Annotated in this window: 8 protein-coding genes; 3 read left to right on the top strand and 5 right to left on the bottom strand. The window is 70.2% G+C overall.

Translation table 11 applies throughout. The annotated features are described in order from the left end of the window. Nucleotides 1-26: 26 nt before the first annotated feature. The 4 genes from treS to JW592_RS10210 form a co-directional block, all read right to left on the bottom strand. Nucleotides 27-1,736 (bottom strand): maltose alpha-D-glucosyltransferase, encoded by a 1,710-nt coding sequence (gene treS / locus JW592_RS10195; protein ID WP_209264639.1) that lies wholly within the window; start codon nt 1,734-1,736, stop codon nt 27-29. After that, a complete protein-coding gene (locus JW592_RS10200) occupies nt 1,723-3,780 on the bottom strand; it encodes an alpha-1,4-glucan--maltose-1-phosphate maltosyltransferase (RefSeq protein ID WP_209264640.1) in 2,058 nt (685 codons plus the stop codon). Before JW592_RS10200 ends, treS begins: the two co-directional genes overlap by 14 nt. A 352-nt stretch (nt 3,781-4,132) precedes the next feature. Beyond that, complete coding sequence (locus tag JW592_RS10205) at nt 4,133-5,734, bottom strand: M4 family metallopeptidase (RefSeq protein ID WP_209264641.1); 1,602 nt, start codon at nt 5,732-5,734, stop codon at nt 4,133-4,135. 299 nt (nt 5,735-6,033) lie between these two features. Further along, nucleotides 6,034-6,633: a TetR/AcrR family transcriptional regulator gene (locus tag JW592_RS10210; RefSeq protein ID WP_209264642.1), complete on the bottom strand. Its 600-nt coding sequence runs from the start codon at nt 6,631-6,633 to the stop codon at nt 6,034-6,036. Between the two features lie 114 nt (nt 6,634-6,747). Between JW592_RS10210 and JW592_RS10215 the strand changes: the two genes are divergently transcribed. Then, nucleotides 6,748-7,824, top strand: coding sequence for an FAD-dependent oxidoreductase (locus JW592_RS10215; protein ID WP_209264643.1), 1,077 nt, complete (start codon nt 6,748-6,750; stop codon nt 7,822-7,824). 20 nt (nt 7,825-7,844) lie between these two features. On the opposite strand, the gene JW592_RS10220 is transcribed toward JW592_RS10215, so the two are convergent. Further along, nucleotides 7,845-9,137: an MFS transporter gene (locus JW592_RS10220; protein ID WP_307805362.1), complete on the bottom strand. Its 1,293-nt coding sequence runs from the start codon at nt 9,135-9,137 to the stop codon at nt 7,845-7,847. 264 nt (nt 9,138-9,401) lie between these two features. Between JW592_RS10220 and JW592_RS10225 the strand changes: the two genes are divergently transcribed. Both JW592_RS10225 and JW592_RS10230 read left to right on the top strand, forming a co-directional pair. After that, nucleotides 9,402-10,700: a L,D-transpeptidase gene (locus tag JW592_RS10225; RefSeq protein ID WP_209264644.1), complete on the top strand. Its 1,299-nt coding sequence runs from the start codon at nt 9,402-9,404 to the stop codon at nt 10,698-10,700. A gap of 273 nt (nt 10,701-10,973) precedes the next feature. After that, on the top strand, nt 10,974-12,248 hold the full coding sequence (locus JW592_RS10230) for a L,D-transpeptidase (RefSeq protein ID WP_229375588.1): 1,275 nt from the start codon (nt 10,974-10,976) through the stop codon (nt 12,246-12,248). Nucleotides 12,249-12,333: the final 85 nt, after the last annotated feature.

A 12,333-nucleotide genomic window follows, 5' to 3' on the forward strand; every position in this document is an offset into this window, starting at 1 on the left:
GCACCCCCTCATCAGGAGCGGCCTCATCAGCTCTTGCGCAGCCGGAACCAATAGAACCCGTGCCCCGCGAGCGTCAGCAGATACGGAAGCTCTCCGATGGCGGGGAACCGGACCCCGCCGATCAGTTCCACCGGAACCCGCCCCTGCCACGCCCGCAGATCCAGCTCGGTCGGCTGCGGGAACCGCGAGAAGTTGTGGACGCACATCACCAGGTCGTCGCCGCCGTCGGGCAGTCTCAGCTCCCGCAGAAAAGCCAGCACCGCCGGGTTGGACGAGGACAGCTCCTCGTACGAGCCCAGTCCGAACGCGGGGTTCTGCTTGCGGACCTCGATCACCCGCCGGGTCCAGTGCAGCAGTGAGCTCGGCGAGCTCATGGCGGCCTCGACGTTGGTGACCTGGTAGCCGTGTACCGGGTCCATGATGGTCGGCAGGAACAGTCTTCCCGGGTCGCAGGAGGAGAAGCCCGCGTTGCGGTCGGGTGTCCACTGCATGGGGGTGCGGACGGCGTCGCGGTCGCCGAGCCAGATGTTGTCGCCCATGCCGATCTCGTCGCCGTAGTAGAGGATCGGCGAGCCGGGCAGCGACAGCAGCAAGGCGGTGAACAGCTCGATCTGCTTGCGGTCGTTGTCCAGCAGCGGTGCGAGCCGCCGCCGGATGCCGATGTTGGCGCGCATCCGCGGGTCCTTGGCGTACTCCGCGTACATGTAGTCGCGCTCCTCGTCGGTGACCATCTCCAGGGTCAGCTCGTCGTGGTTGCGCAGGAAGATGCCCCACTGGCAGCCGGAGGGGATGGGCGGGGTCTTGGCGAGGATCTCGGAGACCGGGTACCGGGACTCGCGCCGTACGGCCATGAAGATGCGCGGCATCACGGGGAAGTGGAACGCCATATGGCACTCGTCGCCGCCCCTGGCGTAGTCGCCGAAGTAGTCGACCACGTCCTCCGGCCACTGGTTGGCCTCCGCCAGCAGCACCGTGTCGGGATAGTGGGCGTCGACCATCCGGCGCACCCGCTTGAGGAAGGCGTGCGACTGCGGCAGGTTCTCGCAGTTGGTGCCCTCCTCGGCGTAGAGGTAGGGGACCGCGTCCAGCCGGAAGCCGTCGATGCCCAGGTCCAGCCAGAACCGCAGCGCGGAGATCATCTCGTCCTGGACGAGCGGGTTCTCGTAGTTGAGGTCCGGCTGGTGGGAGAAGAAGCGGTGCCAGTAGTACTGCTTGCGCACCGGGTCGAAGGTCCAGTTGGACACCTCGGTGTCGACGAAGATGATGCGCGCGTCCTGGTACTGCTTGTCGTCGTCGGCCCAGACGTAGTAGTCGCCGTAGGGGCCGTGCGGGTCGCGCCGGGACTCCTGGAACCACGGGTGCTGGTCGCTGGTGTGGTTCATGACGAAGTCGATGATGACCCGCATGCCGCGCTGGTGTGCGGCGTCCACGAACTCCACGAAGTCGGCGATGTCTCCGAACTCGGGGAGCACGGAGGTGTAGTCGGAGACGTCGTAGCCGCCGTCCTTCAGCGGGGACTTGAAGAACGGGGGCAGCCACAGACAGTCGACGCCGAGCCACTGGAGATGGTCCAGCTTTGCCGTGAGCCCTTTCAGGTCGCCGATCCCGTCCCCGTCGCTGTCCTGGAAGGAGCGGACGAGCACTTCGTAGAAGACGGCGCGCTTGAACCAGTCAGGGTCGCGGTCCTTGGCGGGGGTGTCCTCGAAGGTGTCGGGGACGGGCTCATTGACGATCATGAGTGGGTGACCCTCCGGTCGGTGAGGACGGTCGCAGGGTGAGGATGTGGGCCGCGGCTGGGGACTCACCTCCCGGCGTGAGCCGCACATAGTTGTCCCTGCCCCAGTGATAGGTCTCTCCGGTGAGCTCGTCGCGCACCGGGAAGGACTCCGCACCGCTCAACTGAGCGGCGCTCAGTCCGGATGCGAGTCGCGTCATGTCCAACGACACCGTCGCCTCGTGGGTGTGGTGCGGGTCGAGGTTGACGACGACCAGCACGGTGTCGGGCGCGGTGCCGGAGCCGGGCGGGGTGGCGTGCTTGGAGTAGACGAGGATGCTGTCGTTGTCGGCGTGGTGGAAGTGCAGGTCTTTCAGCTGCTGGAGCGCCGGGTGGCGGCGGCGCAGCCGGTTGAGCGTGGTGATCAGCGGGGTGATCGAACGGCCCTCGCGGTCGGCTGCCGCCCAGTCGCGGGGACGCAGCTCGTACTTCTCCGAGGACAGGTACTCCTCGCTGCCGGGCCGCACCGGGGTGTTCTCGCACAGCTCGTAGCCCGCGTACATGCCCCAGGTGGGGGAGAGGGTCGCGGCCAGCACGGCGCGGATCTCGAACGCGGGGCGGCCGCCGTGCTGGAGGTAGGCGTGCAGGATGTCCGGGGTGTTCACAAAGAAGTTGGGGCGCAGGTAGGCGGCCGGCTCGCCGGTCAGCTCCGTCAGGTACTCCGTCAGCTCCTGCTTGGTGTTGCGCCAGGTGAAGTAGGTGTACGACTGCTGGAAGCCGATCCGGGCCAGGGTGTGCAGCATGGCGGGGCGGGTGAACGCCTCGGCGAGGAAGAGGACATCGGGGTCGGTGCGGTTGATCTCGGAGATGACCTTCTCCCAGAACACCACCGGCTTGGTGTGCGGGTTGTCGACGCGGAAGATCCGCACGCCGTGGTCCATCCACAGCCGCAGCACCCGCAGCGTCTCGCGCAGGATGGACTCGGCGGCGGCCGGACCGTCGTCGAAGCTGAGCGGGTAGATGTCCTGGTACTTCTTCGGCGGATTCTCGGCGTGGGCGATCGAGCCGTCCGGGCGCTTGCGGAACCACTCGGGGTGCTCCTTGACCCAGGGGTGGTCGGGCGAGCACTGGAGGGCGAAGTCGAGGGCCACCTCCATCCCCAGCTCGTGCGCGCGCGCCACGAAGTGGTCGAAGTCGGCCATGGTGCCCAGGTCGGGGTGGATCGTGTCGTGGCCGCCGGCGGCGGAGCCGACGGCCCAGGGCGAGCCCACATCGTGCGCCGAGGCGGAGAGGGTGTTGTCCGGCCCCTTGCGGTGGGTGTCGCCGATGGGGTGGACCGGCGGCAGATAGACGACGTCGAACCCCATGGCGGCCACCGCGTCCAGCCGCTGGGCGGCCGTCCGCAGCGTGCCGCCGACCGGCGGTTCGCCCTCCCGCAGCACGGCGCCCTCGGAGCGCGGGAAGAGCTCGTACCAGGAGCCGAACAGCGCCCGGCGGCGCTCCACCTGGAGGGGGAGAGGCGGTGCGCAGGTGACGAGTTCGCGCAGCGGGTGGCGGTCGAGGACAGCGGCCACCTCGGGGGCGAGCGCCGCGGCGAGCCGTGCCGCCGCCGGCCTGGCGGTGTCGCGCAGTGCGGTGGCCGCCTCCAGCACGACGGACCGGCCGGCGCGCTCCGGGACCCCGGCCGCGGCGTGCTCGTGCAGCGCGGCGCCCTCGGCCAGGACGAGCTCGGTGTCGATACCGGCCGGGACCTTTATCCGCGCGTGCTGCCGCCAGGTGGTGACCGGGTCGCTCCACGCCTCCACCGTGCAGCTCCAGCGGCCCTCCGCCTGCGGAGTGACCTCGGCGACCCAGCGGTCCGTGCCGGGCGCCGGCTCGCGCATCGGGGTCCAGGGGCCCCGCCGTCCGTCCGGGCCGCGCAGCACCACATTGGCGCCGACGGCCTCATGGCCCTCGCGGAAGACGGTCGCCGTGACCGGAACGGTCTGGCCCACCACGGCTTTCGCTGGACGGTTTCCGCACTCCACGAGGGGGCGGACATCGAGCACGGGAATACGACCGATCATGGGCTCACCTATGGGGCATAACGGTGTATAAGGGGCGCGCTTCTGCGTACTGTGTCACCTGTGGAGGACTGCTGTCCGGGCGTGGGCATGACGGCTCCTGCCCCCGTCACTCGGGTGGCGGGGCGTGCCGGGCAGGGGCGGCGAGTCGATGACGTCCGACAAGTGCCGCAGTTCCCGACAGTACGTGATGATTCCGTTACCGCAAAGGGCGCTTGCGTGATCAAATCGCCCTGTACGGGAGGGAGTTGAGCGGGCATATTGCCCCGGCAACACCCACCCCCGCACGCACACGAACGGGCCCCGCCCCCAGCAGGGGACGGGGCCCGTGAGCCGCGTGTCAGGACCGAGGCGATCAGCTGCCCGTGACGTTCACCGCGGTCCAGGCGGCCTTGACCGCCTTGACCTCGGCGCTGTCCTTGCCGTACAGGCCGGTGGCCGCCTTGATGGTCGCGTTGCGCGCGCCCGCGTAGTCCGTCGTCGACGTCATCTGCTCGGTCAGCGCCTTGAACCAGATCTGCTCGGCCTTCTTGATGCCGATGCCCTCCAGCTTGGAGCCGTCCTTGGTCGGCGAGTTGTACTTCACGCCGTTGACCTCACGCTCCCCGCTGCCCACGGACAGCAGGAAGAAGAAGTGGTTGGCGATGCCCGAGGAGTAGTGGACATCCACGTCGCCGGCCTCGGGGCTCCAGTAGTCCAGCGAGTTGCCGTCCTTGCTGGGCTTGTCCATGTAGCGCAGCGGGGTGCCGTCGCCGTTGATGTCGATCTTCTCGCCGACGAGGTAGTCCGGCACGTCCTCGGGGCTGTTGGCGTGGAACTCGACCGCGGCGGCGAAGATGTCGGAGGTCGCCTCGTTGAGGCCGCCGGACTCGCCCGCGTAGACCAGGTTCGCGGTGGTCGAGGTGACGCCGTGCGACATCTCGTGCGCTGCGACGTCCAGCGAGGTGAGCGGCTTCTTGTTGCCCTCGCCGTCGCCGTAGGTCATGCAGAAGCAGGAGTCGTCCCAGAAGGCGTTCACATAGCCGTTGCCGTAGTGGACCCGGCTGAGCGCGCCCTTGCCGTCGCCCGCGATGCCCTCGCGGCCGTGCACCTTCTTGTAGTAGTCCCAGGTCTCGCCCGCGCCGTAGTGGGCGTCGACGCCGGCGGTGGCCCGGTCCTTCGTGGTCCCGTCGCCCCAGACGTCGTCCTTGTCGGTGAAGACCTTGCCCTTGCCGCCCTGGCCGCCCTTGAGATCGGAGGTGCTGTTGCCGCCCCGGCCGGTGTCGACCATCTTGAACTTGCCGGCCTTGCCGGAGGTGCCGATCTCGACCTTGCCGCTGTACTGGCTGTTGCCGCTGCCCTCCTTGATCCCCTGGAACTGGAAGAGCTTCTTGCCGGTCTTCGCGTCCGTGATCACGTGGAGTTCGTTGGGCGCGCCGGACTTCTGGAAGCCGCCGACGACGGTCTCCCAGGCCAGTCGGGGCTTGCCGTCGGCCGCCCAGACGATCTTCCGGGGCGCTTCGCTGCCCTTGGCCTTCGCGGTGGTGGGCTTGTGCGCGGTGGAGGCCGAGGTCTTCACCGCGATCTTCGCGTTGGTGGCCTTGGTGGTGCCGGTGCGCTTGCCGCCGGGGGACTTGTGGACCACGAGGTCGCCGCCGAGCACGGGCAGTCCGTCGTAGGTGCGCTCGTAGCGGACGTGGGTGGACCCGTCCTTGTTCTTGATGACGTCCTTGACGTGGAGCTTCTCCTTGGCTCCGAGGCCCAGGGCGCGCGCGTCGGCGGTCTTCGCGGCCTCGGTGTCCGCCGCCTTGACCAGCTTGGTGTGCTGGGTCGCGGTCAGCTGCGCGGGCAGCGCGCCGTTCGCGGAGGTGGTTCCGCTGGGTGCCGCGCCTGCGGTTCCCGCGGTGACACCCGCCGCTACCAGGGCCGCCGTTGCGGCGAGGGCGGATATCCGCTGCTTGGAGGTGAGAGGTCTCACGTCGGTGGCTCCTTCTGCCATGGGGACCGGGCGGCATGGGCGATCAACCGTCCGGGCAGAACTGAACTGCGGTGCGCGACACGGATGTACGGATGAAGGTCGTGCTGCTGTGCGAGTCCCGCGGCGCGTGTCAGGTGAGCCTGCCATTTGCGACATGGGCATGTCACTGGGGCGTCACCGCTCTGATCACAGGTTGGCCAGATTCCGTTCGTTGATACGAAACCTGTGCCCGCATAGCGGACAAGTGGGAGAGATGCCTCCGTCGGACCGGCGGTGCCCGCGCAGGGGCTGACGGCGCCTCAGGTCATGGTCTCGTCCGAGTGGGAGGGGTAGACGGTCTCCAGGACGGTGCGGACATAACGCGCCGGGTCGTCCAGCCCGGCCGCCGCCAGTGTCCGCCCGCCCCTGGCCAGCAGATGCGGCAGCGCGGCGTGCATGGCGAGGGTGACCATGGCGGCGCGCTCCGGGGTGACGGGAAGCCCGGCGGCGCGCTGCGCGCCCTCGAGCATCGTGAAGTCCGCGGCGGCCATCGGATCGATCACCTCGGAGAGCCACGGCTTGCGCGCCGCCTCCGCCTGGAGCTCCAGGCAGGCGAGCAGCCGGGACCTGCCGGGACCTGCCACGTTCTCCAGCAGTCCGGCCAGCAGCGCGTGCAGCCCCGCGCGGCCGGACGGCGGCCCCGCGGCGGCGAGTTGGTCCGCGAGGGCGCGGTACTGCTCGACGCACCGCTCCGCCACGGCGCCCAACAGCGCGTCGCGGCTCGGAAAGTAGTTCTTCGCGGTGCCCGGGGGTACCTCGGCCGCGGCGTCCACGGCGCGGTGCGTGAGTCCGCGCCCGCCCTCGGCGGCCAGCACCTCGACGGCGGCGTCCCGCAGCCGGTCGCGGCGGTCCGGATTCATCGCTGCTCTCCTCGCGGCTGTGCTCGAACGGGTGTTGGCGACACTACCCCAGGCGTGGTACCACGGATGTGGTGGTCGGCTGTCTCGGGCCGGCCGGATGCCAAGGGAGGCGTCATGCACAGCACGTCCGTACCGGGTGGGGCAGCACGCACAGCCGTGGTCGTCGGCGCGGGAGTCGGGGGGCTGGCGACCGCGCTCGGGCTACGGCGCGCCGGATGGCAGGTCACGCTGCTGGAACGGCGCACCGCACTGGAGCGCTACGGCACCGCGCTCGGTATCCACCCCACGGCGCAGACCGCCCTCGGCCGGCTCTCGGCGCACGTTGCCGCGGCCCTGCACCGCAACGGCGTGCCCTACCGCACCGCCCACGTACGCAGGCCCGACGGCAGCGTGCTGGCCAGGCTGCCGCTGGACCGTATCGAGCGGAAGGCCGGCCGCCCCGAACTCCTCATCTGTCGCCCGTACCTGATCGACGCTCTGGCCGAAGCCCTGGCGGCGTACGGCGACGTGCCGCTCAAGCTGGGCGAGCGGGTCGAGGACCCGGCCGGGCTCGCCCGCGACCACCACCTGGTGGTCGGCGCCGACGGCATCAACAGCGCGGTCCGCACCGCCTTCTTCGGCACCCGCAGCCGCCCCCGCCACATCGGCACCGTCGCCTGGATCGGCACCGCCGACCGGGAGAGCCCGGTGCACGGCGAAACCTGGGGGAAGGGCCGCTTCTTCGGTATGACGCCCGTCGAGCCGGGACGCACCAACTGGTACGCCGTCGCCCCGGAAGCCACCACGGCCGACGAACTGCGCGGACTCTTCGCCCACTGGCACGACCCGATCCCCCGCATCCTGTCGGAGACCGACCCGGCCGACTGGATCCGGTACGAGATGCGCCATCTGTACCCGGCGCTGCCATCCTTCGTGCACGGCGGCCGGGTCGCCCTCGTCGGCGACGCGGCGCACGCCATGACCCCCAACCTCGGCCAGGGCGCCTGCACGGCCCTGCTCGACGCCGAAGCCCTCACCCGCGCCGTCGAGCGGCACGGCGAGCCGGGCGGCCTGCCCGCTGCGCTGCGCGCCTACGACGCGGAACGCCGCCGCAGCGCGCAGCGCACCGCACTGGCCTCCCGTGCTCTCCACCGCCTCATGACCACCCGCCACACCCGGGCCCGCGACCGGCTGCTGCGCCTTGCGCCGTGACCCGCACGGTCCGGCGCGGCTCAGGCGCTGACATCCCGGTGGCCGCCGCCGCGGCGTACCGGCGGCTCGTCGTGTGACGGCCGGGCCCCGGCACGGTGCGTCACCGCCCGAAGGTCGCGGACGGCCGGTACCGACAGCAACGCCGCTGAGACGCCGACCATGATGAATCCCCCGGCCAGCAGCACCGTACGGCCGCCGAGCAGTTGCGCCGCCGGACCCGCCAGCGCCTGGCCCACCGGCATCATCGCCAGCGAGCCCGCCACCTCGTAGGCGTGGATACGGTTCAGGACCTGTCCGGGCACCTGGGTCTGCACACTGGTCGCCCACATCACGCTCCAGATACCACCGCCCACACCCCAGGCGGCCGCCGCCGCCATCATGGCGGCGGGCGGCAGGCCCAGCCCCACAGCGGCCGGGTAACAGCAGCAGCCGAGCAGTGCCAGGGAACCGGCGCGCAGTTGCCGCACCGGCCGGAAGCGCAGCGCCAGCAGCCCGCCCAGCGCGGTCCCGCCGCCAAGGGCCGAGTTGACCAGGCCGTAGACGCCGGGACCGTCGGCCGGGATGATCTCCGAGGCGGTCAGCGGCACCAGCGGACCCGAGACGGTGACCATGTAGACCATCCAGATGAGGATGACGCTCCACATCCAGGTACGCGCCCGGAACTCGCGCCAGCCCTCGGCCAGATCGGCGCGGTAGCTGCCCCGTTCGGCCGGACGCCACTCGGTCTCCGGGGACAGCCGCAGCAGGCCCAGACACAGCGCGCTGAGCAGATAGGTGGCGGCGTGCGCCGCGAAGACCCCGCCGGGTGAGAAGGCTCCCACCAGTGCGCCCGCCAGTGCGGGGCCCAGCAGCATCGCCAGCGACTCGGCGGTACGGATCAGCCCGTTGGCGCCCTGCACGTCGGCCGCCACCCGGGGGATCGTGCTGGCGACACCCGGCTGGAACAGGCCCGCACAGACACCGTTCACCGCGCCGATCGCACACACCTGCCACAGCACCACATGCCCGCTCAGGAACAGCGCGGCCATACCCGCCTGGGTGAGGACCCGCACCAGGTCGGCGCCGATCATCAGCGCCCGGGTGTCGAACCGGTCGCAGAAGACACCACCGAAGATCACGAACCCCGCCAGGAACACCGTCAGCGAGGCCAGCGCGGCACCGATCGCACCGGGCCCGTGCCCTTGCTGGATCAGCCCGGCCGACAGCGCGATGGGCAGCATCGCGTCGCCCAGCTTGGCGACGGCCCGGCCCGTGAAGAAGAGGACGAAGTTGCGGGAACGGAGAAAAGCCGCTGGGGCACCGGGAGAGGTCACGTCCAGTCAGTGTGGTCCGGGGCATGCCGCGGGGCGACCGGATTTGGCCCGTCGCAGAAGCTGAGCCGGGCGCGGGCAGCCGTCAGCGGTGACGTCGGTCCGGCCGCCGGGCGCGGGCTCCTTCCTTTCCTTCCCGGAGGGTAAATCTCGCTCACACGTGTGATCGCGGTGTCCCCACCGCACGCGCTTCGTTGGTCCGTTCGTCCGCGTGGGATGGACAGCGGAACGCGCCGGGCAGCAGGTACGCACAGAAGCGGGGACGGTATGGGACGGGGCGCACAGTGCACGACGGCACGAGAAGGCGGGGTACCGCACAATCGCGCGCCCCGCGTGCGACGCAGGCTGCGCGCCGTGGTGGTCGCTCTCCTGCTCGCGCTGCTGTCCGCCGCGCCCGTCGGGTGCGGTGTCATGGACGACTCCAAACCGCCGGGCGACGCCATCCGGGTGACACCGCACGACGGGGCCGACAGCGTTCCCACCGACGCCCGTGTCGAGGTCTCCGTACCCGAGGGCGAGCTGCGCAGCGTCCGGATGCAGCGCCAGGGGAAGGATGCCGGACGGGCCATCGCGGGCCGGTTCTCCGCCGACCGGCGGCGCTGGCACCCGCTGCCGGCCTCCGACGCCAACGCCACGGGGCGCGGCGGCGCGGGGCGCGGCGAGAAGTCGGTGCTGCAACTGGCCAGCACCTATGTGGTGGACGTGGTGGCCATCGACGGTGAGGGGGACCGCGTGATCCGCCACGCCACCTTCTCCACCCGCGTGCCGCCGCACCGCTTCGTGGGCTACTTCCGGCCGGAGGACCGGCAGACGGTGGGTACGGCGACGATCGTCTCGATCGAGTTCAGCCGCCCGATCACCGACCGGGCTGCGGTGGAACGAGCCATCAGCGTCACCTCCCGCCCCCGCGTGCCCGTCGCCGCGCACTGGTTCGGGCGCACCAGGCTCGACTTCCGGCCCCGTACGTTCTGGCAGCCCGGCACCGAGGTCGTCCTCGATCTGCGGCTGCGGGATGTGCGCGGGGCCCCGGGCGTCTACGGCACCCAGCGCAAAAAGGTGCGGTACACCATCGGTCGCGACCAGCGCAGCATCGTGGACGTACGCCGCCACACCCTGACCGTGCAGCGCGGCGGCCGCACCGTCGACCGGCTGGAGATCACGGCGGGAACGAAGAAGAACCCCACCTACAACGGCCTGATGGTCATCAGCGAGAAGTTCCCGGAGACCCGGATGAACGGGGACACCGTGGGCTTCGGCGGGGAGTACGACATCAAGGACGTGCCCCACGCGATGCGGCTGACCCGCAGCGGCACCTTCCTGCACGGCAACTACTGGGCGCCCCGGCGCACGTTCGGCGAGAAGAACACCAGCCACGGCTGTATCGGCCTGCGGGACGAGCGCGGCGGTGACGACAAGTCACCAGCCGGGCGGTTCTTCCGCCGGTCGCTCGTCGGCGATCTGGTGACCGTGCGGGGTTCGCACGACCGGACCGTGACCGCCGACAACGGGCTCGGCGGCTGGAACATGCCCTGGGAAAAGTGGATCGAGGGCTCGGCCCTGAAGTGAGCCCCGGGCGCGACGGCACACCCGGCGGCCCAGCGCCTACGGCCTCCGCCGCCTTCCGCCTCCTTCCGGCCTCCCCAAAAACGCGACCGAACGGTGACCCGCGCGCGACGCTCGCTACCACCGGGGTGTGATTATCTAACAAGGCGGACGCGCGCCGCCTTTCCTGTGGCCTGGTCTCCCTTCGGAGCCCCACACGCCGGGCGGCGCGGCGTTGTGTTTTCGGGGGCGCACACGGGTGCGCGAAGCCGTGTGAGGACAAGGGGTGGGGCCGTCTTGGATCTGAAGACAGTGGCCAGGGACAAGCTCAAGTGGGAGACGATCCGGGGGGACAGCCGGGCCCAGGTGATAGGCGGCTCCGCCGTCGGCCTCGTGGTGCTGCTGGTCGTCCTGCTGCTCACACTCACCACCTGTGGCGGTGGCGGAGGTACCGGAGCCAGCGCCAAGGGCAAGGACGACGACAAGCCGGCGAAGGGCCCCTCCGAGGCGGTCGTCACCGTGAAGCCCGAGGACGGCGCGGACGGCGTGCGGACCTCCGGCGCCCTGAAGGTGGCGGCCGCCAAGGGCAAGCTGACCAAGGTCACCGTCCAGGACAGCAAGGGCAAGAAGGTCAAGGGCGAGCTCGCACAGGGCGGCACGGTCTGGCGGCCTGCCACCCACCTCTCGGCCGGTACCAAGTACACCGTGGACGCCGTGGCCGAGGACTCCGAGGGCCGCGCCTCGGCCAAGCACGCTGCGTTCACCACCTTCGTGCCGCAGAACACCTTCGTCGGCTACTTCACGCCGGAGAACGGTGACAAGGTCGGCGCGGGCATGCCCTTCTCGATCAACTTCAACCGTCCGGTCGCCAACCGCGAAGCCGTCGAGAAGGCGATATCCGTCTCCGCCGACCCCCAGGTCGAGGTGGCGGGCCACTGGTTCGGCAACCAGCGGCTCGACTTCCGCCCCGAGGACTACTGGAAGTCCGGCACCAAGGTCACCGTCGACCTCAACCTCAGCGGTGTCGAGGGCTCCGACGGCGTCTTCGGAACGCAGCGCAAGACGGTGAAGTTCACCGTCGGCAGGCAGCAGGTCAGCGTCGTCGACGCCAAGAAGAAGACGATGACCGTCACCAGGGACGGCAAGAAGATCAAGACCTTCCCGATCACCTCGGGGCGCCCGGCCAACCCCACCTACAACGGCAAGATGGTCATCAGCGAGAAGCACCCGGTCACCCGGATGAACGGGGACACCGTCGGCTTCGGCGGCGAGTACGACATCAAGGACGTGCCGCACGCGATGCGCCTGAGCACCTCGGGCACCTTCATCCACGGCAACTACTGGATGGCCAAGTACCAGTTCGGCAAGGTCAACGGCAGCCATGGCTGTGTGGGCCTGTTCGACATGCGAGGCGGCGGGAACAACGGGACCCCCGGCGCCTGGTTCTTCAGCAACTCGCTGATCGGCGACGTGGTCGAGGTCAAGAACTCGGCGGACGACACGATCAAGCCGGACAACGGCCTCAACGGCTGGAACATGTCCTGGGAGAAGTGGACGGCGCCGCAGCGGTAGGCCGCCCGGTGCGACGGCGTGCGGCCCCGGTGCTGTGAGGAACAGCACCGGGGCCGCCGCGCGTAACGGCCGTTAACCTTCCCTC

The sequence above is a fragment of the Streptomyces spirodelae genome (assembly GCF_017676385.1).
Taxonomy (GTDB): domain Bacteria; phylum Actinomycetota; class Actinomycetes; order Streptomycetales; family Streptomycetaceae; genus Streptomyces; species Streptomyces spirodelae.